Source organism: Nocardioides sp. (assembly GCF_050246775.1).
Taxonomy (GTDB): Bacteria; Actinomycetota; Actinomycetes; order Propionibacteriales; family Nocardioidaceae; genus Nocardioides.
The window spans coordinates 240,759-264,297 of record NZ_JBFWVK010000001.1; the positions used below are offsets into that span (position 1 = coordinate 240,759).

General features: G+C 68.1%; 25 protein-coding genes. 13 read left to right on the top strand and 12 right to left on the bottom strand.

From position 1 onward, the window contains the following. The first annotated feature begins 96 nt into the window (after nucleotides 1–96). Together AB7I40_RS01195 and AB7I40_RS01200 are read left to right on the top strand one after the other, a co-directional pair. The gene (locus AB7I40_RS01195) at nucleotides 97–1,260 is read left to right on the top strand and encodes a sensor histidine kinase (RefSeq protein ID WP_428346558.1); all 1,164 of its coding nucleotides are present in this window, start codon (nucleotides 97–99) and stop codon (nucleotides 1,258–1,260) included. Continuing rightward, nucleotides 1,257–1,922, top strand: a complete 666-nt coding sequence (locus tag AB7I40_RS01200; protein WP_428346559.1) for a response regulator — start codon at nucleotides 1,257–1,259, stop codon at nucleotides 1,920–1,922. Before AB7I40_RS01195 ends, AB7I40_RS01200 begins: the two co-directional genes overlap by 4 nt. Nucleotides 1,923–1,938: 16 nt before the next feature. Here AB7I40_RS01200 and AB7I40_RS01205 read toward each other — a convergent pair whose 3' ends face one another. From AB7I40_RS01205 to clpS, 8 genes are read right to left on the bottom strand one after another with little or no spacing between them, the layout of a single operon-like run. After that, nucleotides 1,939–2,697 (bottom strand): MBL fold metallo-hydrolase, encoded by a 759-nt coding sequence (locus AB7I40_RS01205; protein WP_428346560.1) that lies wholly within the window; start codon nucleotides 2,695–2,697, stop codon nucleotides 1,939–1,941. Continuing rightward, nucleotides 2,694–3,494, bottom strand: coding sequence for a glutamate racemase (murI, locus tag AB7I40_RS01210; RefSeq protein WP_428346561.1), 801 nt, complete (start codon nucleotides 3,492–3,494; stop codon nucleotides 2,694–2,696). Before murI ends, AB7I40_RS01205 begins: the two co-directional genes overlap by 4 nt. Before the next feature lie 11 nt (nucleotides 3,495–3,505). Then, nucleotides 3,506–4,174, bottom strand: coding sequence for a lysophospholipid acyltransferase family protein (locus AB7I40_RS01215; protein WP_428346562.1), 669 nt, complete (start codon nucleotides 4,172–4,174; stop codon nucleotides 3,506–3,508). After that, nucleotides 4,171–5,118, bottom strand: a complete 948-nt coding sequence (locus AB7I40_RS01220) for a PLP-dependent cysteine synthase family protein (RefSeq protein WP_428346563.1) — start codon at nucleotides 5,116–5,118, stop codon at nucleotides 4,171–4,173. Before AB7I40_RS01220 ends, AB7I40_RS01215 begins: the two co-directional genes overlap by 4 nt. Before the next feature lie 3 nt (nucleotides 5,119–5,121). Continuing rightward, nucleotides 5,122–5,397, bottom strand: coding sequence for a MoaD/ThiS family protein (locus AB7I40_RS01225; RefSeq protein ID WP_428346564.1), 276 nt, complete (start codon nucleotides 5,395–5,397; stop codon nucleotides 5,122–5,124). Then, a complete protein-coding gene (locus AB7I40_RS01230) occupies nucleotides 5,397–5,837 on the bottom strand; it encodes a Mov34/MPN/PAD-1 family protein (RefSeq protein ID WP_428346565.1) in 441 nt (146 codons plus the stop codon). Before AB7I40_RS01230 ends, AB7I40_RS01225 begins: the two co-directional genes overlap by 1 nt. A gap of 60 nt (nucleotides 5,838–5,897) precedes the next feature. Further along, on the bottom strand, nucleotides 5,898–6,482 hold the full coding sequence (locus AB7I40_RS01235) for a DUF2017 domain-containing protein (protein WP_428346566.1): 585 nt from the start codon (nucleotides 6,480–6,482) through the stop codon (nucleotides 5,898–5,900). Then, a complete protein-coding gene (gene clpS / locus AB7I40_RS01240; protein ID WP_428346567.1) occupies nucleotides 6,479–6,775 on the bottom strand; it encodes an ATP-dependent Clp protease adapter ClpS in 297 nt (98 codons plus the stop codon). The genes AB7I40_RS01235 and clpS overlap by 4 nt, the downstream gene beginning before the upstream one ends. 26 nt (nucleotides 6,776–6,801) lie before the next feature. Between clpS and AB7I40_RS01245 the strand changes: the two genes are divergently transcribed. The 4 genes from AB7I40_RS01245 to AB7I40_RS01260 are packed head-to-tail and all read left to right on the top strand — an operon-like array spanning nucleotide 6,802 to nucleotide 10,224. Then, on the top strand, nucleotides 6,802–8,100 hold the full coding sequence (locus tag AB7I40_RS01245) for a nicotinate phosphoribosyltransferase (RefSeq protein WP_428346568.1): 1,299 nt from the start codon (nucleotides 6,802–6,804) through the stop codon (nucleotides 8,098–8,100). Between the two features lies 1 nt (nucleotide 8,101). Next, nucleotides 8,102–8,878, top strand: coding sequence for an alpha/beta hydrolase (locus AB7I40_RS01250; RefSeq protein ID WP_428346569.1), 777 nt, complete (start codon nucleotides 8,102–8,104; stop codon nucleotides 8,876–8,878). Between the two features lie 10 nt (nucleotides 8,879–8,888). Continuing rightward, nucleotides 8,889–9,464: an isochorismatase family protein gene (locus AB7I40_RS01255; protein ID WP_428346570.1), complete on the top strand. Its 576-nt coding sequence runs from the start codon at nucleotides 8,889–8,891 to the stop codon at nucleotides 9,462–9,464. Then, on the top strand, nucleotides 9,457–10,224 hold the full coding sequence (locus AB7I40_RS01260; RefSeq protein ID WP_428346571.1) for an enoyl-CoA hydratase-related protein: 768 nt from the start codon (nucleotides 9,457–9,459) through the stop codon (nucleotides 10,222–10,224). Before AB7I40_RS01255 ends, AB7I40_RS01260 begins: the two co-directional genes overlap by 8 nt. A gap of 6 nt (nucleotides 10,225–10,230) precedes the next feature. Here the strand turns inward: AB7I40_RS01260 and AB7I40_RS01265 are convergent, their stop codons facing one another. Next, nucleotides 10,231–11,514: an alpha-amylase family glycosyl hydrolase gene (locus tag AB7I40_RS01265; protein WP_428346572.1), complete on the bottom strand. Its 1,284-nt coding sequence runs from the start codon at nucleotides 11,512–11,514 to the stop codon at nucleotides 10,231–10,233. 32 nt (nucleotides 11,515–11,546) lie between these two features. Next, entirely contained in the window at nucleotides 11,547–12,575 is a 1,029-nt protein-coding gene (locus AB7I40_RS01270) for a LacI family DNA-binding transcriptional regulator (RefSeq protein ID WP_428346573.1), read from the bottom strand. A gap of 201 nt (nucleotides 12,576–12,776) precedes the next feature. Here AB7I40_RS01270 and AB7I40_RS01275 point away from each other — a divergent pair, with 201 nt between their 5' ends. From AB7I40_RS01275 to AB7I40_RS01290, 4 genes are all read left to right on the top strand, one after another. Continuing rightward, nucleotides 12,777–14,060 (top strand): sugar ABC transporter substrate-binding protein, encoded by a 1,284-nt coding sequence (locus tag AB7I40_RS01275; RefSeq protein WP_428346574.1) that lies wholly within the window; start codon nucleotides 12,777–12,779, stop codon nucleotides 14,058–14,060. Between the two features lie 78 nt (nucleotides 14,061–14,138). Continuing rightward, entirely contained in the window at nucleotides 14,139–15,758 is a 1,620-nt protein-coding gene (locus tag AB7I40_RS01280; RefSeq protein WP_428346575.1) for an ABC transporter permease subunit, read from the top strand. A 13-nt stretch (nucleotides 15,759–15,771) separates the two neighbouring features. Beyond that, nucleotides 15,772–16,695 carry a sugar ABC transporter permease gene (locus tag AB7I40_RS01285; protein WP_428346576.1) on the top strand — a complete coding sequence of 308 codons (924 nt, stop codon included), beginning with the start codon at nucleotides 15,772–15,774 and terminating at the stop codon, nucleotides 16,693–16,695. After that, nucleotides 16,692–18,593 carry a glycoside hydrolase family 13 protein gene (locus AB7I40_RS01290; protein WP_428347909.1) on the top strand — a complete coding sequence of 634 codons (1,902 nt, stop codon included), beginning with the start codon at nucleotides 16,692–16,694 and terminating at the stop codon, nucleotides 18,591–18,593. The genes AB7I40_RS01285 and AB7I40_RS01290 overlap by 4 nt, the downstream gene beginning before the upstream one ends. On the opposite strand, the gene AB7I40_RS01295 is transcribed toward AB7I40_RS01290, so the two are convergent. Together AB7I40_RS01295 and AB7I40_RS01300 are read right to left on the bottom strand one after the other, a co-directional pair. Continuing rightward, complete coding sequence (locus AB7I40_RS01295; protein WP_428346739.1) at nucleotides 18,580–20,430, bottom strand: bifunctional metallophosphatase/5'-nucleotidase; 1,851 nt, start codon at nucleotides 20,428–20,430, stop codon at nucleotides 18,580–18,582. The two genes, AB7I40_RS01290 and AB7I40_RS01295, sit on opposite strands and share 14 nt — an antisense overlap. A 49-nt stretch (nucleotides 20,431–20,479) precedes the next feature. Beyond that, nucleotides 20,480–21,019: a DUF1697 domain-containing protein gene (locus AB7I40_RS01300; protein ID WP_428346738.1), complete on the bottom strand. Its 540-nt coding sequence runs from the start codon at nucleotides 21,017–21,019 to the stop codon at nucleotides 20,480–20,482. A gap of 93 nt (nucleotides 21,020–21,112) precedes the next feature. Between AB7I40_RS01300 and AB7I40_RS01305 the strand changes: the two genes are divergently transcribed. Genes AB7I40_RS01305 through AB7I40_RS01315 form a run of 3 tightly spaced genes read left to right on the top strand, consistent with a single transcriptional unit; the run spans nucleotide 21,113 to nucleotide 23,509 of the window. Further along, on the top strand, nucleotides 21,113–21,904 hold the full coding sequence (locus tag AB7I40_RS01305; protein WP_428346737.1) for a transporter substrate-binding domain-containing protein: 792 nt from the start codon (nucleotides 21,113–21,115) through the stop codon (nucleotides 21,902–21,904). Between the two features lie 55 nt (nucleotides 21,905–21,959). Then, nucleotides 21,960–22,754 (top strand): amino acid ABC transporter permease, encoded by a 795-nt coding sequence (locus AB7I40_RS01310; RefSeq protein ID WP_428346736.1) that lies wholly within the window; start codon nucleotides 21,960–21,962, stop codon nucleotides 22,752–22,754. Further along, nucleotides 22,754–23,509: an amino acid ABC transporter ATP-binding protein gene (locus tag AB7I40_RS01315; protein ID WP_428346735.1), complete on the top strand. Its 756-nt coding sequence runs from the start codon at nucleotides 22,754–22,756 to the stop codon at nucleotides 23,507–23,509. Before AB7I40_RS01310 ends, AB7I40_RS01315 begins: the two co-directional genes overlap by 1 nt. The last annotated feature ends 30 nt before the right edge of the window (nucleotides 23,510–23,539 follow it).

The window sequence follows — 23,539 nt, forward strand, 5'->3', positions numbered from 1 at the left end:
CCATGACCGAGGGGATGTCTGGCCCAGACGAAAGTAGGGGGTGACCCGGTTCGGGGGTCCGCTGCGCTCAGGTCCGGTTCGGCCTAGCCTTGGGGAGTGCCCACCCCGCCCGACGCCTACCAACCACCCCTGCGCTGGTGGTCGCACGCCTGGCGCCTGCTGCTGAGCCTGATGCTCTCCGGGCTGGTGTGGAGTCAGGCATGGCAGGGGCAGTGGCAGGACCACCGGGTGCTCTTCTGGATCGATGCCGGGGGCGGCGTCGCCGCTTTCGTCCTGGTGATGTTCCGGCGCCGGTGGCCGTTCGCGATCGCGATGGTGACCACGGCCCTCACCCTGGTGTCGGGATGTGCAGCGGGTCCGGCCACGCACGCGGCGGTGTCACTGGCCACCCGCCGTCAGTACCTGCGGATGATCGTGGTCGGCGTGCTGGGGGTCGTCGCCGCCCAGGGGTACGCCGACACCCAGGAGCTGGTGACCCAGGACCCTGTGTGGTTCAGCCTGCTGCTCAACGTCATCGCCACCATCGCCATGCTCGGCTGGGGCATGTACATCGGATCGCGGCGCGAGCTGCTGTGGACCTTGCGGGACCGGGCCGAGCGCGCCGAGGCCGAGCAGCAGCTGAGGGTGTCCAGCGCGCGCAGCGCCGAGCGGGCCCGGATCGCCCGCGAGATGCACGACGTCCTCGCGCACCGCATCTCCCAGGTCTCCATGCATGCCGGCGCGCTCGCCTTCCGCCAGGACCTCAGCCCGCTCGAGGTCCGTTCCAGCGCCGCGGTCATCCAGGCCAAGGCGAACGAGGCCCTGACCGATCTGCGCGCGGTCCTCGGGGTGCTCCGGGCTCCGGAGACCGGCGAGCTGGTCGACGCCCCGCAACCGACGTACGACGACCTCCCGGCGCTCATCCACGAGGCCCGGGAGGCAGGCATGAACGTGGAGTACGACGACCAGCTGCTGGACGGGTCCAGCGTGCCGGTGGCCGTCGGACGCACTGTCTACCGCATCATCCAGGAGGGGCTCACCAACTCGCGCAAGCACGCTCCGGGGGCCCTGGTGCGAGTGCAGCTCAGCGGCTCGCCGGATGACGGCGTCGAGCTCAAGCTGCGCAACGCGATCGGGTTCGTCAAGACGCCGGCCGCTCCGGGCGCCGGACTGGGGCTGGTGGGGCTGTCGGAGCGTGCGCAACTGCGCGGCGGGCGGCTCGAGCATCGCACGGAGGGCGCCACCTTCGTGCTGCACGGCTGGATACCGTGGGCCGCGTGAGCTCCCCTGCACGGATCCGGGTCCTGGTGGTCGACGACGATCCTCTGGTCCGCTCCGCCCTGAGCCTGATGCTGGGCGGGCGTGACGACATCGAGCTGATCGGGGAGGCCGCCGACGGTCAGGCCGGCGTACTGATGGCGCGCCGCGAGCACCCCGACGTCGTGCTCATGGACATCCGGATGCCGGTGCTCAACGGCCTGGAGGCCACTCGGGCGCTGCACACCGATGCCGAGTCACCGCGAGTGATCGTCCTGACGACGTTCGATGCCGATGCCGACGTCCTCAACGCCATCGCGGCGGGAGCCGACGGGTTCCTGCTGAAGGACACCCCACCGCCACGGATCGTCGAGGCGATCCAGCGCGTCGCCGCAGGTGAGCCGATGCTGTCCCCCACCGCCACCGCCACCTTGATCAGGCAGGTGCGCGAGGCTGCCTCGCCGGACCGGGTCGGCGACGCCGAGCGCCGGCTCGAGACGCTCACCGAGCGTGAGCGCCACGTGGCCGTCGCAGTGGGTCAGGGCCTCAGCAACGCCGAGATCGCCGCCACGCTCTACCTGTCGGTGCCGACGGTGAAGGCCCACGTGTCGAGACTCTTCGACAAGCTGCACGCGACCAACCGGGTCCAGATCGCCATGTGCGTGCACGACGCCGGATGGGTCTGAGCGCCGAGGCGTCCGGTCAGACGACGAAGGTAGCCCCGGTGGCAGCGAGCTCGATCGGCCCGTCGTACGTCGCTCGTGCCTCGTCGAGGCAGACCGCCCGGTCGTGCCACGGCGGGATGTGCGTCAGCACCAGGCGGCCCGCACCGGACCGGGCCGCGGCCTCCCCGCACTCCTTGCCGGTGAGGTGCAGCGAGGGCGGGTTGGCTGATCCCTCGACGAAACTGGCCTCGGCGAGCAGCAGATCCGCCCCGAGGGCGGCCTGGTCGAGTGCCACGCACGGACCGGTGTCACCGCTGTAGGTCAGCAACCGGCCGTCGGCCTCCACCCGTAGCGCATAGGCCGGGACCGGGTGGTCGACCTGCACGGCCTGCAGGGTGAACGGTCCCACGGAGAACGCCTCCTCCGGATAGGCACGGAAGTCGAACTCGGCGGTCATCCCCGGATCGAGGGGCAGGTCGTAGGCCGTGGCCATCCGGTCCGCCGTGCCCGTAGGCCCCCAGACCGGGATGCTCGGTGCGGCGCCGGCCGGGTGATATTTGCGCATCACGTAGTAGCCGCACAGGTCCATGCAGTGATCGGCGTGCAGATGACTGATCAACACCGCGTCGATGACCAACGGGTCGACGAACTTCTGCAGCGCCCCCAGGGCACCGTTGCCGAGGTCGAGCAGGATCCGCCAGATCCGGCCCTCCTGCTCGGCCTCCACGAGGTAGCAGCTGGCGGGACTGTCGGGTCCGGGATAGGACCCCGAGCAACCGACGACGGTCAGTCTCACGACATACCTCCCGCGAACTGGCTGGCCATGTGCAGCTCGGGGCCGAGGAAGCGGCGCCCGATGTCCTCGAAGTCGGCCGGGTTGCCGGTGGTCAGGAAGGTGTACGTCGCCGGGCCTCCCCTGCTCATCAGGTCCTCACGCACCAGCATCTTGTAGACGTCCTTGGCGCACTCCTCGGCACTGCTGACCAGGGTCACCTGGTCGCCCATCACGAACGAGATCACGCCGGTGAGCAGTGGATAGTGGGTGCAGCCCAGGATCAGGGTGTCGACCCCGTCGGCCACCAGTGGGTCGAGGTAGGAGTGGGCCGCGGCCAGCAGTTCGGCGCCACCGGTCACCCCCTGTTCGACGAAGTCCACGAACAGCGGGCAGGCCCGTGTCGACAACCGGACCTGCGGCGCCGCGGCGAAGGCGTCCTCGTAGGCCAGGGAGTCTGCTGTCGCCTGCGTGCAGATCACCCCGATCCGGCCGCTTCGGGTGGCAGCGACCGCGCGTCTGGTCGCGGGGTAGATGACCTCGACCACCGGCACGTCGTAGCGCTCGCGGGCGTCGCGCAGCATGGCTGCGCTGGCACTGTTGCAGGCGATGACCAGCGCCTTGACGCCTTGGGAGACCAGGTGGTCCAGGCACTCCAGGGCGTATTCACGCACCTCACCGATCGGCTTGGGGCCGTAGGGCATCCGGGCGGTGTCGCCGACGTAGAGGATCGACTCGTGGGGCAACTGGTCGATGACCGAACGGGCCACGGTGAGTCCACCGAAGCCCGAGTCGAAGATGCCGATCGGCCGCTCTGTCACAGACGACAAATCTAGGCGGTGGCCGGCGGCTCGTTGTAGCGACCTGCAGGCACCTGGCCGGAGAGTTCTTGGATCGCGGCCATGATCTCGTCGGTCGCCTCGCGGCGCGCCCGCCCCAGGGGCACTCCTTCGAACCGGCCGGCGAAGTCGATCGGCTTGCCGAACTTCACCGTGACCTTCACCCGGCGCGGGAACGAGGAACCGGGCGGCTGGATGTGCTCGGTGCCCTGCACCCCGACCGGCACCACCGGAACGCCTGCGGTGAGCGCCAGGTGCGCCACCCCGGTGCGACCCCGGTAGAGCAGCCCGTCGCGCGAGCGGGTGCCTTCGGGATAGATGCCGAAGGCGTCACCCTGGCTGAGGACGTCGAGCGCGATGTCCAGCGAGTCGATCGCTGCCTTGGTGTCACTGCGGTCCACCGGCACCATGTCGATCGCCTCGAACCACGTCTTGATCAGCTTGCCCTTGATCCCGGTGCCCTCGAAGTAGTCCTTCTTCGCCAGGAAGACCACCTTGCGCGGCGCCACGATCGGGATCACCACGCTGTCGGTGAAGGCGATGTGGTTGCTGGCGATCAGCACCCCACCGGTGCGTGGCACGTTGTCCAGACCCTCGACGTGCGGTCGCCAGTACGCCTTGGCGGCGGGCACGATCACCGTGGCGGCGAGCTCGTAGATCATGCCCAGAGCTGCCCTTCGAGCCGGTCCTCGGCCTGGTCGATGGTGCCTTCGTAGGCCCCGGTCGACAGGTACTTCCAGCCGCCGTCGCAGACCACGAAGGCGATGTCGGCGCGTTGCCCGGCCTGGATCGCCTTGGCCGCCTGGCCCAGGGCGGCGTGCAGGATGGCGCCGGTCGAGATGCCGGCGAAGATGCCCTCGAGCTCGAGCAGCTCGCGGACCCGGCGGACGGCGTCGCGCGGCCCGACCGAGAACCGGGAGTCGATGAGGCTCGCGTCGTAGAGCTCGGGGACGAACCCCTCGTCGAGGTTGCGCAGGCCGTAGACCAGCTCGCCGTACCTCGGCTCGGCGGCGACGATCCGGACGTCCGGCTTGGCGGCTCGGAAGAAGCGGCTGACGCCCATCAACGTGCCGGTGGTGCCGAGTCCGGCGACGAAGTGCGTGATGCTCGGCAGGTCGGCCAACAGCTCGGGACCGGTGGCCTCCTCGTGGGAGAGCGCGTTGGCGGCGTTGCCGTACTGATAGAGCATCACCCAGTCGGGGTGCTCGGCAGCGACGCGCTTGGCCACCCGCACAGCCTCGTTGGACCCGCCTGCGGCCGGCGAGGAGACGATCTCCGCGCCCCACATCCGCAGCAGCTGGCGACGTTCCTCGCTGGTGTTCTCCGGCATCACGCAGACGATGCGGTAGCCCTTGAGCTTCGCGGCCATGGCCAGCGAGATGCCCGTGTTGCCGGAGGTCGGCTCCAGGATGGTCTGCCCGGGCCTCAGGACCCCGTCCTTCTCGGCCTGCTCGATCATCTTCAGCGCCGGACGGTCCTTGATGGACCCGGTCGGGTTGCGGTCCTCGAGCTTCGCCCAGAGACGTACGTCGGGGCTCGGCGACAGCCTCGGCAACCCCACCAGCGGCGTGTTGCCGACGGAGGCGAGCAGGCTGTCGTAGCGCATGGGTCAGGAACCGCCGGCGACCGCGGGCAGCACGACGACCTGGTCGCCGTCGGCCAGGGTCGCGTCGAGTCCGCCGATGAAGCGCACGTCCTCGTCATTGATGTAGACGTTGACGAAACGGCGGAGGTCCTCCCCGTCGATCAGGCGTCCCTTGATGCCCGGGTGGTTGCTCTCCAGGTCGTCGATGAGGGCGGTCAGCGTCGCACCCTGTGCGGACACGGCCTTCTCACCGTCGGTGTAGGTGCGAAGGATGGTGGGGATACGGACCTCGATGGCCATCAGCCAATACTCCTGCTCAGTTCGGGGACGACCACGACCTCTTCCTCGGTCACGGTTGCGTCGATGATGCTGTAGGACCTGAACTCCACGGGGCCGTCAGTATTCCCGTGTTCACGTGTGCTGACCAGCACATAGTGCGCTCCCGGCTCGCTGGCCAGATTGATGTCGGTGCGGCTGGGATAGGCCTCGGTGGCGGTGTGGGAGTGATAGACGATGACGGGCTCCTCGTCGTTGGCCCACATCTCCTTGTAGAGCGCGAGCAGCTCGGTGGAGTCGAACTCGTAGAACGTCGGGCTGCCGGCCGCGTTGATCATCTCGATCAGCCGGACGGGTCGGTCGCTGCCCTCAGGTCCCGCCACGATCCCGCAGGCCTCGTCGGGATGGTCCCGTTTGGCATGCGCGATGATGGCGTCGTACGTCGCCTGGTCGATGGTCAACACAGGCCAAGCCTAGGCGGTCTGAGCGCTCATCCCGATTCGCGCCACCGTCCGGACCACCGGTCAGTCGATGAGGGCGCTGACCAGCGTCTCCTGCAGGTAGCCGACCCATTCATAGATGTCGTGGGCCTGGGAGCGTGGATCCTCGTCAGGCAGCGAGTACCAGTACTCCTCGTCGCCGTCGGTGATCTCGAGGCGGGTGGCCAGCGCCAGCCTGATGTCGGTGAACGAACGCAGCCAGGTCTCGGCCTCGTCCTCGGTCAGCTCCACGTCGACGTGGAGCCCGTCCTCGGTCAGCTGCGCCGGCAGGCCTGCCTCCTCGAGGCAGTCGATGATCGCCCCCGCCGCTGCCGCCTTGCCGTCGCGCAGTCCGCCCTCGGTGAAGCGGCGGAACTCCGCGGCCGCCTCCTGGTCGTCGGGGTAGGCAGTAGGGAAGAGCCGGGCGAGCACCGGGTCCTCGGGCTCCGAGGTGGGACCGGAGAAGTCCATCAGCGCCTCGAACGGATCACGACCGTCGTCGGGGACGGCACGTTCGTTGCGCAGCAGCTCGACGATCTGCGAGGCCAGCGAGCGCAGCAGGTCTGCCTCGAACCCCGTGAAGTTGGCGATCACCAGGCGGCTCCTGCGATGCCGGGCGAATCCGCTCACGAGGACTTGTCCATGGTGGCCCAGAGCCCGTACTCGTGCATGGCCTGGACGTCGCGCTCCATCTCCTCGCGGGTCCCGGAACTGACCACGGACTTGCCCTCCTCATGCACCTCCATCATCAGCTTCTCGGCCTTCGCCTTGTCGTAGCCGAAGTACTTGGTGAACACGAAGGCCACATAGCTCATCAGGTTGACCGGGTCGTTCCACACGATGGTGACCCAAGGCCGGGAGAGGAAGGTGATGTCGTCCGGAGCAAGGCTGGGATCGGCGGTGACGGGGGAAGCGGTTGACACCGCACCATCGTGGCACAGTGATCCCTGTGACTCACGGAGCAGCCTCGACGGCCCTTCTCACCGATCACTACGAGCTCACGATGCTGCAGGCGTCGCTGGAGTCGGGCACCGCCCACCGCCGCTCGGTGTTCGAGCTCTTCCCCAGGCGGCTCCCCGACGGCCGCCGCTACGGCGTGGTCGCCGGCGTCGGGCGCGCCCTCGACGCGATCGAGGACTTCCGCTTCGACGAGGCGGCACTCGCCGTGCTGCGCGACGTCGTCGACGCCCGCACCCTCGACTGGCTGGCCGACTACCGGTTCACCGGTGACATGTGGGGCTACGCCGAGGGCGAGATGTACTTCCCCTACTCCCCCCTGCTCGTGGTGGAGGCGAGCTTCGCGGAGGCGGTGGTGCTGGAGACGCTGCTGTTGTCGATCTACAACCACGACTCCGCGATCGCGTCCGCAGCCTCACGGATGACCCAGGTGGCCGGTGAGCGGCCCTGCATCGAGATGGGCTCACGGCGTACGCACGAGGAGGCCGCGGTGGCCAGTGCGCGGGCGGCCTACATCTGCGGGTTCGCCTCCTCCTCCAACCTGGCCGCGCGCCAGCGCTACGGCGTGCCCACCAACGGCACCAGTGCACACAGCTTCACCCTGCTGCACGACTCCGAGGAGGAGGCCTTCCGGGCCCAGGTCACCTCACTCGGGACCGGCACGACGCTGCTGGTGGACACCTACGACATCGCCGAGGCCGTGCGTCTCGGCGTCGAGGTCGCCGGCACGGCGCTCGGCGCGGTGCGCATCGATTCGGGGGACCTGGGCGTCCTGGCCTACCAGGTGCGCGAGCAGCTCGACGGCCTGGGTGCCACCGGCACGCGGATCATCGTGACCAGTGACCTGGACGAGTTCGCGATCGCCGGGCTCGCCGCAGCGCCGGTGGACGGCTACGGCGTCGGGACCCAACTGGTCGTCGGAAGCGGGCACCCGACCTGCGGCTTCGTCTACAAGCTGGTCTCGCGCGCCGACGATGCCGGCACGATGATCGACGTCGCGAAGAAGAGCACCGACAAGATCTCCATCGGGGGGCGCAAGTTCGCCCTCCGCCGACGCGACGCGCAGGGGGTGGCCGAGTCGGAGGTCGTGGGGATCGGCGAGCCCCCCGTCGACGACGGTGACGACCGGCCCCTGCTGGTGCCCCTGGTGCGCGCCGGCGAGATCGTGGGACGCGAGCCCCTGGAGGCCGCCCGGGAGCGGCACCGCGTGACGCGCGCCGAACTCCCGTTGGCAGCCCAGCAGCTGTCCAAGGGCTCCCCCGTGCTCGAGACCCTTCACCTGGAGGCCTGACATGGCAGTGCTGACCTGCGACTTCTTCTCCGAGTCCCTCGAGATGGGCACCTCCATGACCGTGGTGCTCCCCCAAGCCACCGAGTCCCAGATCGGGGTCGAGGCAGCAGACGGTCCCGACGGCGCCGGCTTCCCGGTGCTCTACCTGCTCCACGGTCTGTCCGACGACCACAGCGCCTGGCAGCGCTACACCTCCATCGAGAGGTACGCCGCGGCCGCCGGACTGGCGGTGGTGATGCCGGCGGTGGGTCGCAGCTTCTACGCCGACGAGCGCCACGGCCACCGCTACTGGACCTATGTCGCGCAGGAGCTGCCCGCGCTCGTGCAGTCGTTCTTCCGGATCTCGACCGCCCCGGAGGACACCTTCGTGGCCGGGCTGTCCATGGGCGGCTACGGCGCGCTCAAGCTCGCCCTGACCTATCCGGAGCGGTACGCCGCGGCTGCGAGCCTGTCGGGTGCCTTGGACGTGGTGGCGCTCTCGACCCTGGGCGAGCGCCGCGCCCTCTTCGAGAGGGTGTTCGACGGGGTTGTGGGCCCGGCCGACGACCTGTTCGCATTGTTGGCGACCGCCACAGGCAGCGAGCTCCCGGCCCTGCACGTCTCCTGTGGCACGGAAGACCCTCTGGTGGCCGCCAACCGTCGTTTCGTCGCTGCCGCCACCGAGGCCGGCGCGCGGGTGACGACCGATTTCGCCCCCGGCGCCCACGAGTGGGGCCTGTGGGACCGTGTCATCGAGGACGTCATCGCGTGGCTGCCGCGCGAGACCCCGGCTCGCTAACCTTGTCGTCATGGTGCGTGCACTGATCGTCGTCGACGTACAGAACGACTTCTGCGAGGGCGGCTCGCTGCCGGTGGCCGGTGGCGCCCAGGTGGCCCACGACGTCGCCGACCTGTTGCACCACTGGTCTGCCGGCACGCCCGGGGCCGCCGACTACGCCCACGTCGTGGCTACCAAGGATCACCACATCGACCCGGGCGACCACTGGTCCAGCGAACCCGACTTCGCCTCCTCCTGGCCGGTGCACTGCCGGGTGGGCACTGACGGTGAGGCCTTCCACCCCAACCTCGATCCGCAGCCGTTCGACGCGGTGTTTCTCAAGGGCGAGCACGGCGCGGCGTACTCCGGGTTCGAAGGCAGGTCCACTGATGGCGTCGACCTGGCGGGCTGGCTGCGCGGGCACGGCGTGACCGAGGTCGACGTCTGCGGGATCGCGACCGACTACTGCGTGAAGGCAACAGCCCTCGACGCGGCGAGCAACGGCTTCAGCACCCGGGTCCTGCTCGCCCTGTGTGCGGGCGTCGCCCCGGGCAGCACCGACTCCGCCCTGGTCGACCTGCGTCGGGCCGGCGTGAGCGTTGGCTGACCTCGAGGTCGACCAGCAGGGGGCGGTCCTGCACCTGCGATTCAATCGTCCGGCGGCCCACAACGCCCTGGACGCCGAGATGACCGACCTGCTCGCGAGCCGGCTCGAGCAGGCCCAGGGCAGGGACGACGTCCGGGTGGTCGTGCTCTCGGGGAACGGACCGGCCTTCTGCGCCGGGGCCGACATCGGCGGGGCGCAGGCCCAGGACCGGTTCGACGCCTCGTCGCTGGATCGCGCAGCCCGGGTGGTGCGGGCGGTCACCGGCCTCGACCAGCCGGTGCTCGCCGCAGTCCACGGCGTGGCAGCGGGTGTCGGCTGCTCGATCGCGTTGGCATGTGACGTGATCGTTGCCGGACCACGGGCGAGCTTCCTGCTCGCCTTCGCCCGGATCGGCCTGATGCCCGACGGCGGCGCCACGGTGACCGCCGCCGCCGCGATCGGGCGGGCCCGGGCCATGCGGATGGGACTGCTGGCTGAGGCGCTCACCGCGCAGGAGGCGTACGACGCCGGGCTGGTCACCCACCTTGCCGACGACGACTTCGACGACGTGGTCGCGCAGCTGACCCGGCGGCTGGCCGCCGGACCACCCCTTGCCCTGGCTGCCACCAAGAAGGCGGTCAACGCCGCCACCCTGGCCCACCTCGAGGACGCGTTCGTCCGCGAGAGGCGCGGCCAGAGCCTGCTGCTGCGCACCGACGACGCAGCCGAGGGGATGCGCGCCTTCAACGAGAAGCGCGCCCCGGTGTTCCGGGGCGACTGACCCGGGTCAACCTGTGAAGACCCGCCAGCCCCAGGCCGGAAGATCGATCTGGCTGCCTTGCGAGAACGTGATGGCGCGCTGCGAGAACGCGTCGGTCCACTCACCCGGGTGCGGCCCGGCGCCGAGGGTCACCGAGCGTCGCTCCGGGCTGAGGTTGAACACCGCGAGCACCCGGCTGGCGTCATCGGCCCGCACGAAGCTGAGCACGTGGTCCTCCTGGTCGTTGACGACCCGCACCATCCGCGCACCCCAACCACCGTTCCACAGCGCGGGCAGCTGCTTCTTGAGCCGGAACAGGGCCCGGTAGAGGCCCGCCTGCTGCTCGTTGTCGCCCGAGACCACGTCCTTGTCGAAGAACTCCAGTCGCCGACGGTTGCCCAGTTCCTGGCCCGTGTAGACCAGCGGGATCCCAGAACCGATCACCGACAGCACGGTCACCGCGGGAAGGGCATCGCCGAAGCGCTCGTACTCGGTGCCCTCCGCGTGGTTGTGGTCGTGGTTGCTGACGAAGGTCATCCGCATCGAGTCGTGCGACCAGGAGCGTTCGTTCCAGGCGTAGAAGACTCGCAGCGGTTCGATGGTGGGGCACTGTCCGGCTGCGATCAGGTGCAGGGACTCGTTCCACGACCACGCGTACGAGGCGTCGAACGCGGCGTTGTGCAGGTCCCGGGTCTCCCACTCGGCCAACATGAACACCGGTTTGATCGCGTCGAGCCGAGCCCGGGCAGCCTCCCAGAAGCTCAGCGGGACGAAGCCGGCCACATCACAGCGGTAGCCGTCGACGTCACACTCACGGACCCAGAACTCCAGGGCCTGGGCCATGTACTCGCGAAGGGCCCCGCCGTGCTCGGGATGGTCGTAGTCGAGGTCGATGATGTCGTCCCAGTCCCACCAGGGCGTCGGTCGGAAGTCGCCCTTCCAGTCCCGGGCGTACCACTCGGGATGCTGCTCGACCAGGACGTTGTCCCAGGCCGTGTGGTTGGCCACCCAGTCCAGGATCACCTTGAGGCCGAGCTCGTGGGCCGTCGCCACGAAGTGCCTCAGGTCCTCGATCGTGCCGAACTCGGGGTTGACCGCGAGGTAGTCGCGCACCGCGTAGGGGCTGCCGAGCCGTCCCTTGCGGTTGACCTCGCCGATCGGGTGCACCGGCATCAACCAGATGATCTCCACGCCGAGATCGCGGATCCGTGGCAGGTGCTCCTCGGCGGCCCGGAACGTGCCTTCGGGGGTGAGCTGGCGTTGGTTGAGCTGATAGATCGCAGCACTCTGCGACCAGTCGGGGTGCTGCATGCGGCTCCTCGGGTCGTCGACGGGCGGGCTGCTCAGGCGAGGGGGGCTGGGGCCTTGGCCGTCGACCCCCGGAGCACGAGCTCGGGTTGGAAGATCACGTCTCCGGGGGTGACGGCATGTCCGGAGATCTGGTCGAGCAGGGTGCGGCAGGCGGCCGTGGCCAGGCCTGCGGCGGGTTGCCGAACGGTGGTCAGTGGCGGATCGGTGAACTCGGTCATCAGGCTGTCGTCACTTCCGACCACCGATACGTCCTCAGGCACCCGCAGTCCTGCCGCGCGCACGGCGCGGATCACCCCCAGGGCCATCACGTCGGAGCCGCAGACGATCGCGGTGACTCCGACGTCGAGCAGTCGCTGGGCGGCGGCCACCCCACCCTCGACGGTGTAGGTGGTGCGGCTGATGAGCGTCTCGATCTCCTCGTCTGCCAGCACCGCCTCGGACCGGCGCATCAGGGACGTGAAGGCTGCTGCCTTGCGGATCACCGGGGTGTAGCGGGCCTGGCCGAGGGCGATCCCGATCCGGTCGTGCCCCAGCTGACGCAGGTGGTTGACGGCCAGCTCCACCGAGCGGGCGTCGTCGGTGGACAGGAACGGAGCCGGGACGCCGGCCAGGTAGCCGTTGACCAGGACGATGGGCAGTCCCATCTCGACGAGCCGGGAGTAGCGAGACGGATCGGAGTCGTGGATGGCGTGGATCCCGGAGACGAAGATGATCCCCGACACCGCATGCTCCTGGAGCATCTGCACGTAGTCGTCCTCGTGCACGCCCCCCAGGCTCTGGCTGCACAGCACCGGCGTGTAGCCGAAGCCGGCCAGATTGCTCTCGACCAGCTGCGCGAACCGGGGGAAGAACGGGTTCTCCAGTTCGGGCACGATCAGGCCCACGAGCCCGGCTGCTCGGGGTCGCAGCCGTGAGGGGCGGTCGTAGCCGAGGACGTCGATCGCGGTCAGCACCTGGCGCCGGGTGTGCTGGTTGACCCCGGGCTTTTCGTTGAGGACTCGACTCACCGTGCTCACGCTCACGCCCGCACGTTGGGCGATCTCGGTGAGACGCACCTTCATGGCCCCGATCCTAGTGAGATCGGCCACCATGCGGGCGCGTTCGCACGCATCGTGAACGCCCCATCGCGGACCTGCATAACGATCAGGGTAGTGATCGGCATCACTTTTGGAAACTTTTTGCAGGACTCTTTCTCCCTTGCAAGAACGCTGCTAACGTGTGGCGCGCCTCACACAAGGCCTCAGGAGGAGGAGCCCCACCCCATGCTGAAGATCACCCGAACGCTAGCGCCGGCACTTGTTGCAGTCGCTCTCATCGCCGCTGCGTGCGGCGGTGACCCCGCCCCCAGTTCCAACGCATCCGACAGCGCGTCCCCGTCGGCCGATGAGTCCTCGACGGCCCTGCCCGAACGTGGCGACGCCGACCTCGTGATCTGGACCGACCCGATCAAGCTCGCCGGAGTCCAGAAGGTGGCCGACGACTTCGCCAGCGCCAACGATGTCTCCGTCTCGGTCCAGGCCATCTCGGCTGACCTCCAGACCAACTTCGTGACCGCCAACTCGGCCGGCAACGGCCCCGATATCGTCGTCGGCGCCCATGACTGGATCGGCAACCTGGTCCAGAACGGCTCCATCAACCCGCTCCAGCTGGCTCCGGCCGACCTGGCCGGCTACTCCGAGAAGGCCGTCCAGGCCACGACGTACGACGGGAAGCTCTACGGCGTCCCGTACGGCATCGAGGCCCTGGCGCTCTACCGCAACACCGCCGTCGCTCCCGACGAGCCCAAGACCATGGACGACGCCATCGACGCCGGCCTGGCCGCGGTGAAGGCCAAGAAGGTCGACTCCGCCCTCAATCTGCCGGTCGGCGACCTCGGTGACGCCTACCACATGGAGCCGATCCTGACGTCCATGGGCGGCTACATCTTCGCCCAGGACGACACCGGCGCCTACCTGCCCGAGGACGTCGGCATCGGCAAGGACGGTTCGATCTCGGCTGCGAAGAAGATCTCTGAGCTCGCCAAGCAGAAGGTGCTGCGCACCTCCATCAGCGGGGACAACTCGATCGCGCTGTTCACCGCCGGCAAGGCAGCGTTCCTGGTCTCCGGCCCGTGGGCCCTGGCCGACGTGCAGAAGAGCGGGATGAAGTACGCGATCCAGCCGGTGCCCGGCTTCGCCGGTCAGCAGCCCGCTGCCCCGTTCATGGGCGCCCAGGCGTTCATGGTGGCCTCCGGCGCCAAGAACGAGGCCATTGCCCAGGAGTTCATCAACACCGGGGTCAACAGTGAGGAAGCGATGACCACGCTCTTCGACCTCACCAAGCTGCCCCCGGCGATGACCTCGGTGCAGGACAAGGTCGACGACCCCAACATCGCGGTCTTCGCCGACGCCGCCAACGCTGCCTCCCCGATGCCCGCCATCCCCGCCATGGCGACGGTCTGGGCGCCGTTGGGCAAGGCCTACTCCGCGATCGTGGGTGGGGCCGATCCCACCAAGACGATCAAGGCCGCCGGCAGCACGATCAACGACGAGATCGCCAAGCAGTAGCGGCCTCTCCAGAACTGGACCGGTGGGCGGTCGACCCGCCCACCGGTCCACCTCAAGCAAGCCCCGACGACTCCCTCGGTGAGCACCCACGACAAGGGGAACAATGCCGCGACCAGCGTTGAGACACCCACGAAGAAATCCGGCTTCACCCAACCAGCCCGTTCCGGCGTCCTGGCCCTCATCATCAAGATCGGCTTCCTCGGGGTCGTGATCGGCACGGCCATCGCCCTGACTCCCTCCCTCATCGGCGAGGACCAGTGGTTCTTCCTGATCGCCATCTGGCTGATCGCCGCGATCCTGACCGCCACCTATGCCACCGGCCGAGCACTGCCGGCCAAGTACCTCGTGCCCGGCACCCTGATGCTCACCCTGTTCGTGGTCTACCCGATCCTGCTCACCGCCAAGACCTCCTTCACCAACTACGGCGACGGGACCAGGTCCGACAAGGAGACCTCGATCGCCCAGATCGTGGGCGCCTCGGTCGTCCAGACGGAGAACTCCCCCCGCTACAACCTGTCAATCGGCACCGACGGCTCGAAGACCACCGGACCGTTCACCTACTTCCTGGTGGACCCCGCGACCGGTGACGCTTTCGCCGGCACCGCTGACGGCCTCGAACCGCTGGACACGAGCACCGCCACGATCGAGGACGACAAGGTCACCGCCGTCGACGGCTACGAGCTCCTCGGCATCAAGGACGTCAACGCCGCCCAGGACGCGCTCAAGGGCTTCACCGTCCCGACCGAGAACGGCGCCATCCAGGCCAACGGCGTGAGCACGGCCTTCGAGGGCACCACGACGCTGGTCTACGACAAGGCCGCCGACACCATCACCGACACCAAGACCGACACCGTCTACACGGTGCAGCGGCAGGGCGACAAGGACTTCTTCGTCGACGAGGCCGGCAACCGGGTCTCCGACCAGTCCTGGACGGCCAACGTCGGCTTCGACAACTACAAGAAGGTCTTCACCGACGAACGGATCAGCAAGGACTTCATCGGGATCTTCATCTGGACCGTGGTCTTCGCCACCGTGTCGGTGGTCTCGACGTTCCTGCTCGGGCTGGCCTTCGCGATCACGCTGAACGACCCACGCGTGCGCGGGCAGAAGGTCTACCGAGCGCTGTTGATCATGCCCTACGCCATTCCCGGCTTCATCTCACTGCTGCTGTGGTCGGGGTTCTACAACACCGACTTCGGCCTCATCAACGACCTGACCGGGTTGAGCGTCAACTGGCTGGGCCACACCTCCACCGCCCGGTTCGCGGTCCTGCTGACGAACCTGTGGATGGGCTTCCCCTACATGTTCCTGGTCTGCACCGGCGCCCTCCAGGCCATCCCTGAGGACCTGAAGGAGGCCGCCGGGATCGACGGGGCCAGCGGCTTCGCCGGGTTCCGCAGGATCACCTTCCCGCTGTTGCTGGTGACCGTGGCACCCCTGCTGGTCTCGACGTTCGCTTTCAACTTCAACAACTACAACGCGATCTTCCTGCTGACCGAGGGTGGCCCCTTCAGTCCGGACAACCCCACGGCCGGCGGGACCGACATCCTGATCAGCTACACCATCCGGCTCGCATTCGGAGCCGGCGGCGCGCAGATCGGCTTCGCCTCCGCCGTCTCCGTGGTGCTCTTCGTCATCACCGGCATCATCGCGGCAATCCAGTTCCGCTACACCAAGGCGCTCGAGGACGTGAACTGACATGGCCCAGGAAATGACAGAACGAACGGCGCAGCGCAAGGCAGCAAAGAGCCGCAAGGCTGCGCAGCCACCTCGGATCAAGATGGGGTTCTCCCGCTGGTTCAGGGAGATCGGCTGGCGACACGTCGTCGGTGTCCTGGCGGTGCTGTGGGCACTGTTCCCGGTGTCCTACATCCTGTCGGCGTCGCTCAACCCGCTGGGCAGCGTCGTGTCGACCTCGATGATCCCCAACGCGTTCAGCCTCGACAACTACAAGAAGCTGTTCACCACGCCCTCGATCCCGTTCGACAGGTGGTACCTCAACACGCTCATCGTGTGTGTCGCGGTCGTCTTCGTGCAGCTGCTCTTCAGCGCCATGGGCGCCTACGCCTTCTCGCGGTTCCGCTTCAAGGGCCGTCGCGGAGGGTTGCTGTCCCTGCTGCTGATCCAGATGTTCCCGCAGTTCCTGGCCGCGGTCGCGCTGTTCACCCTGTTCACCGACATCGGTGAGGTGATCCCCGGCGTCGGGCTCAACACGCTGCTGGGCTACATCCTTGTGCTCTGCGGTGGATCGCTGGGTCAGGTCTGGTTGATCAAGGGCTTCTTCGACTCCATCCCCAAGTCCCTCGACGAGGCGGCCACGATCGACGGGGCCAGCCATGTGCAGGTGTTCTTCCGGATCATCCTGCCGCTGGTGACGCCCATCCTCGCGGTGTGTGGCCTGCTGGTCTTCGTCGGCGTCATCGGTGAGTTCCTGCTCGCCTCCATCTTCCTCACCGACAACAACAAGAAGACCTTGGCCACCGGCCTCTACGGCCTGATCGACAGCGACCGCTCCAACAACCTGGGGGTGTTCGCGGCCGGCGGCATGCTGATCGCCATCCCGGTGATCCTGCTGTTCCTCTATCTCCAGAAGTTCATCGTCGGCGGCATCACCGCCGGTGGTGTCAAGGGATGACCTCCGCAGTCGACCCGCTCGACCCGCACCACGACGGCTCGCCCTACTACACGCGCACCGAGGCACCCGTCCTCGGTGGGCGTGTCCCCCTCCGGGTCCGGGTTCCGCATCGCCGCGATGGGGCTCCGGGGGCCGTCGAGGTGGTGCTGCGCTCGGTCCGCGACGGCGAACCCGCCATCCGCAGGGCAACGCAGGTCAGCACCGACGCCGCGGGTGCCTGGTGGGAGGTGGACCTGGACCTGGTCAACCCCCTCACGTCGTACCGGTTCCTGGTCTCCCGCGGCCCGGACGACTACCGCTGGCTCACCGCCACCGGCATCCATCGGCGCGATGTCACCGACGCCGGTGACTTCAAGATCAGCACCGAGCATCACCTGCCCGCCTGGGTGCCCGACCAGATCGGCTACCAGGTGTTCCCCGACCGCTTCGAGAAGACCGACGTGGGGGCGACCCTGCCCGACTGGGCCCGCGCCGCGCAGTGGGACGACCCGGTGGTGCACAAGGGCCCCGAGGTCCCCGTCCAGGTGTACGGCGGCACCCTCGACGGGGTGGCGGCGCGGCTCGAGCACGTCACGTCCCTCGGGGCCAACCTGCTCTACCTCACCCCCGTCTTCGAAGCCCGCTCCAACCACCGCTACGACGCGATCTCCTTCGACCGGGTCGACCCCCTGCTCGGTGGTGACGCCGCACTCGAGCGCCTGCTGGCACGGGCCCACGAGCTCGGGCTGCGCGTGGTGGGCGACCTGACCACCAACCACACCGGGGACTTCCACGACTGGTTCCTCCAGGCGGTGGCCGATCCGACGAGCGTCGAGCGAGGCTTCTACCGCTTCGAGGGGGACGACTACGTCAGTTGGCTGGGCATCTCGAGCCTGCCCAAGCTCGACCACTCCTCGGCCGAGCTCGCCTCCAGGCTGTACGCCGGGCCGGATTCGGTCGTCGCACGCTGGCTCGAGCAGGGGTTGGACGGCTGGCGCATCGACGTTGCCAACATGACGGGTCGACTCGGGGCCGACGACCATGCCCACGCGGTGGCCCGCGCCATCCGCGACACCATGGACGACGTACGCCCCGACGGCTGGCTGCTGGCCGAGCACGGGCACGACGCCAGCCAGGACCTCACCGGCCCCGGATGGCACGGGACCATGGACTATGCGGGGTTCACCCGTCCCCTGTGGTGCTGGCTCAACGGCGGTGCACCGGGAGCGGCCACGGCGGGGGCAGGGATCGAGCACGGCCTGGACTACCTCGGCCTGCCCATCGACATTCCCGTGCTGCCGGCCGAGGCGGCGGTCGCGACCATGCGCGAGGTGCATGGCTCCATGCCGTGGGGCTCGTGGACGAGCTGCACGATGCACCTGGACTCCCACGACACTCCCCGCTTCCGCACCGTCACCGGTGGCGGGGTCGACGGCGGCATCGACCAGGCCGGGCACGGCCGTGATGCGCACCTGATCGGGCTGGCCCTGCAGTTCACGATGCCTGGCGTGCCCGTGGTCTTCATGGGCGACGAACTCGGCCTCACCGGCGTCGACGGAGAGCACGCGAGGACCCCCTATCCCTGGAACCGGCCAGAGACCTGGGACACGCCCACGCTCGATGCCTACCGGGAGTGGATCGCACTGCGCAACGCGCACGTGGCGCTGCGCCGCGGTGGGATGCGCTGGTTGCACGCGAGCGGCGACACGCTGACTTTTCTGCGCGAGCACCACGACCAGACCCTGCTCGTGCACGCGAACCGCGTGGCGACGGATCCGGTCGTGGTCCCGACGCAGGCCCTGGGGCCGGGGGTTGCCGCGCTGCCGACGGTGGTCGGCAGCGCGGCTTCGGTCACCGGGGACCAGGTCAGTCTCCCCGGTGCTGCGGGGGTCAGCCTCTACACCGTCACGTCACCGTGATCGGCTGACCACCGGAGACCAGGCGCCAGTCCGACGAGGCGAACTGTGCCGGGTCGATCGTGCCGTTCGCCGTCACCCAGTCGATCAGCAGTTGCCGGATCTCGTTCTGCCGGTTGTAGACGACCGGCGCCGTCGACACCGCCGGGAAGCCTCCTCCACCCGACTGACGATAGTTGTTCACAGCCATCGCGAACTCCTGATCGTCGCCCACCGGCACCCCGCCGTACGCCAGAGCCAGGATGCGCGAACCCGGCGGCTGGGCGATGTCGATGTCGTAGGTCAGTGGTGCGTCAAGGCCGGCAACCGAATCGAAGTTGTAGTCGGGCGTCCCGTTGGGTGCGGTCGCGGTGACCGCGTTGGTGACGTCGGCCATGGCGAAGGGCCCGGGACCGCTGACCTGCTTGAAGTAGTTGGCGGAGTACTCCAGGTAGGCCTTCACCTGGGCTCCGGTCACCTTCACCCCGAGCAGGGTGTTGTCGTAGATGTAGAGCCCGGCCACGTCGCGGACGGTGACCTGGCCGGCAGGGAACGATGCACCGCGGTTGAAGGGAGCCGCGATGGAGAGCACCGGCAGCGCCGCGTCGGCGCCGGTGAGGCCGGCCTTCACCGCATCGGCCTGAACGAAGTTGACGAAGTCGATGATCGCGACGTCCTCGACGACCGCGCGGGCCGCGGAGAGTGCCGTCGTCGACGTGCCGATCGGGGAGTTGACGTAGTCGACCACCTGATCGTGCTGAGCCTGCACCGCCGCCAGCACCCCCGCGTCTGCGGAGACCGTGTTGGAGTTGAGGGTCTGCGAGGTAGCCGAGGTGACGTGCCAGCGGCCCCTGCGGTGCTCGAGCGCGAGGTCCATGACCGCGACCCGCATGCCCCAGTAGAGGGGCTCGCAGAGCAGGACGTCGCGCCCGGTCGCGGTGTTCCTGACGTACTTCTGGGCGATCTCCACATGCGCGTGACCGACGAGGATCGCGTCGATCCCGGGGACCTGTTCGGCCACCAGGCTGGCGGCGTTCTCGGGGTAGGGCAGCGCATCGCCGTACGACGACGAGGTGGTGGCGCCCGAGTGCGCGGCGACGATCACCACGTCACAGCCCATCCGCTTGAGTCGGGGCACGAAGATGCTGGCCTGCTCGACCAGACCGGGGAACTCCATGCGGCCTTCGACGTTCGCCTTGTCCCAGATGGCGATGCCGGGGTTGGTCAGCCCGAGGATGCCGACCTTGACCTTCGGACCGCGACGGGGACGGACCGTCACGACGTGGTACGGCGCGAAGACCGGGCGTTTGGTCGCCGGATCGACGGCGTTGGCGCCCAGCAGCGGGAAGTTCAGCTGCGACTCGAAGGTGCGCAGCGTCTCGATGCCGTAGTTGAACTCGTGGTTGCCGAGCGCGGCCGCGTCATAGCCGACGAGGTTCATCGCGTTGGCCATCGGGTGGGTGGAGCCCCCGGTGATCGGATCGATCTTGGCGTAGTAGTAGGCCAGCGGGGTGCCCTGGATGGTGTCGCCGGCATCCAGGGTGACGATCGGCTGCCCCCGGCGCCGGGCGCGCACGGCCTTGATCAGCGTGGCGGCCTTGGCGATCCCGATGTCGTCGTGGGCGGTGTTGTCGAACTCGGCGTTCTTGAAGTAGTCCCAGTTGAAGACGTTGCCGTGCAGGTCGGTGGTGCCGAGCACAGTGAGCAGGGTGCGATGCCGTCGGCCGTGATGACTCCCGTGGTGGCCGGCCTCGGCCTCGGCCGGGGTGGCCACGAAGCCGGCCGCGGTGAGCGCCGCCGCTCCGGTGAGCACCGTACGGCGGCTGGTGGGTGTGGCCGAGGGCAGCTGGGGCAGGGTCATGGTTCCTCCGAGAGGCGTTGCTGGAGTCGGTCTGGACGACCCGACCTTTCTACCCCTTTCCCCACTTCTGGGCCAGCGCGCGGATCACCTTCGCGTCACGGGTGGTGGCGACCCCGAACAGCTTCTCGAGAGTGGCGTTGTTGAACTTGACCGAGTGGTAGGCGGTCTCGGTGAAGCTCAGGTGGACGGCCCGACCGGAGACCTCACCGTGCTCCCCGTCGTACTCCAGCGCGGCGAGCGCCCGGGCTGCCTCGGCGGACGGCTCCTGTTTGAGCAGGGTGACGTACTGGCGATCGCTGCCCGGTACGGCGAGGCGGTCGATATCGTCGGCCAGATCGACGAGCTCGGCCAGGGTGAAGGCGATCGTGGGCACCTCGAAGCCGCGGTCGGCAACGAACGCCTCCTCCAAAACCTGCTCGAGCTTCGCCCGCGAACGCAGGCGCGTGGTGAGCAGGACGTTGCCGGTGTTGATGTGGGTGGCGACCCCGGTGCAGCCCACGGACTCCGCACAGGCCTTGATGGCCTCCTTGGGGAACTTGCGGGTGGCACCCAGGTTGATGGCCCTCAGGAATGCGACGTAGGACGGCATGTGCCCATCTTGTCGGACAAAAACAGCAGCGAAGCCGAACCGAGACCTGTTTGTGCGTGACCTCGGGCGCCTCACGCGCTTAGGGTGCAACGCATGAAGACCCGAAACCTTGTTGCCGCCCTGTCCGTCGCTGCGCTGGCCGCCAGCCTCACCGCCTGTGCCCAGGAGACCACGAAGACCGAGAGCGGGGTGAACGTCATCAAGGACGGGGACCTCACCGTGTGCACCTCCTTGCCTTACAAGCCCTTCGAGTTCAAGCAGGGCGAGGACATCGTCGGCTTCGACATGGACCTGGCCAAGATGGTCGCCGACGCCAACGACCTCACGCTCAACGTCGTGGTCACCGGGTTCGAGGGCATCCAGTCCGGCCAGGCCCTCAACACCGGCAAGTGCGACATGGCGATCGCGGGCATGACGATCACCGATGAGCGTGCCAAGGTCATCGACTTCTCCGACCCCTACTTCGACGCCACCCAGGCGCTGCTGACCAACGACGAGAGCCTCAAGAGCCTCGACGACCTCGACGGCAAGTCGCTCGGGGTCATGGCCGGCACGACGGGCGCGCTCTACGCCAAGGAGAACGCTCCTGCAGGCGTGACCATCAAGACCTTCGAGGACCTCGGTCTCCAGGCCGCCGCGGTGAGCGCTGGCCAGATCGACGCCGCGATCCAGGACAACGGTCCGCTGCTCGACTACGCCAAGGCCAACCCGGGGACCTTCGTCACCGCGGAGTTCGACACCGGTGAGCAGTACGGCATCGCGGTCAAGAAGGACGCCAACGACGACCTGCTGACCTCGATCAACAAGGTCGTCACCGACTCCAAGAGCGACGGCAGCTATGACGAGATCTACACCACCTGGTTCGGCAGCGCGCCGAAGAGCTGATCGAGCGCCAGCATCCCCAAGTCCGCGACCATGAACCATCTCCAAGGAGCCTGACATGGCGATGAGCCCCCGCAAGCGTGCTCAGGTCAGCCGCTACATCCAATACGCGGTGCTCGCCGTCGCGGTCCTCGTGGTGCTGGTGGTCGCGGACTGGGGGACCCTGCAGGACAAGTTCCTGAACGGGCGGATCCTGAAGGCCCAGTTCCCGGACGTCATCACCATCGCCCTGAAGAACACGATCCTGTACACGGCCGGAGCGTTCACCTTCGGGCTCATCTTCGGTCTGATCCTGGCGCTGATGCGATTGTCGTCGGTCGGGCCCTACCGGTGGCTCGCCACGCTCGTCGTGGAGTTCTTCCGCGGCGTGCCCGCACTGATCGTCTTCATCGGGTTCGCCTTCGGTATCCCGCTCGCCTTCAGTGGCCGATCGCTGCCGGGTGGCACGTTCGGCACGGTGACGGTGGCTCTGGGCCTGGTGGGTGCGGCGTACATGGCCGAGACCATCCGCGCCGGCATCCAGGCCGTCCCGAAGGGTCAGCTCGAGGCAGCCCGCTCTTTGGGCATGACTCAGGGACGGGCGATGATCTCCATCGTCATCCCGCAGGCGTTCCGGATCATCCTGCCGCCGTTGACCAACGAGCTGATCCTCCTGACGAAGGACTCCTCGCTGGTCTACGTGCTGGGCTTGAGCCTCAGTGAGTATGAGTTGACGTCGTTCGGCAAGGACGGCCTGAGCACGTTCACCAGCCTGACGCCGATCTTCCTGTCCGCGATGTGCTACCTCATCATCACCGTTCCCCTGTCCATCGTCGTCAGGCGCATGGAAGCCCGAGCCGAGAGGGCCCGCTGATGTCCGAGATCACGCTCGACAAGAACGCTCCCGCGATCGACGTCCAGCAGCTGCACAAGTACTTCGGTGAGAACCAGGTGCTCAAGGGGATCGACTTCCACGTCGACCGGGGCCAGGTGGTCTGCGTGATCGGGCCCTCGGGCTCGGGCAAGTCCACCCTGCTGCGCTGCGTGAACCTGCTCGAGCAGCCCACCGAGGGCAAGATCTTCGTGGAGGGCATCGAGATCACCGATCCCGACGTCAACGTCGACGCTCTGCGCAGCCGGATCGGCATGGTGTTCCAGCAGTTCAACCTGTTCCCACACCTCACGGTGCTGGACAACCTGACGATCTCGCAGGTCAAGGTGAAGAAGCGCAACAAGGGCGAGGCGGTCGAGATCGCCCGCAAGAATCTGGAGAAGGTCGGCCTCGCGCACCGCGAGGACGCGTATCCGGCCCACCTGTCCGGCGGCCAGCAGCAGCGCATCGCCATCGCTCGCGCACTGTCGATGGAGCCCGACATGATGCTCTTCGACGAGCCCACCTCAGCCCTCGACCCCGAACTGGTGGGCGACGTGCTGCAGGTCATGAAGGACCTCGCCACGGAGGGCATGACGATGATGGTGGTGACCCACGAGATGGGCTTCGCCCGCGAGGTGGGTGACAACCTCGTCTTCATGGACGGTGGCGTCATCGTCGAGGAAGGACTGCCCACCGAGGTGCTGGGCAACCCGCAGCACGAGCGCACCCAGCTGTTCCTCTCCAAGGTCCTCTGATCCATCACCAGCCCGTGTGCGCCACCGTGA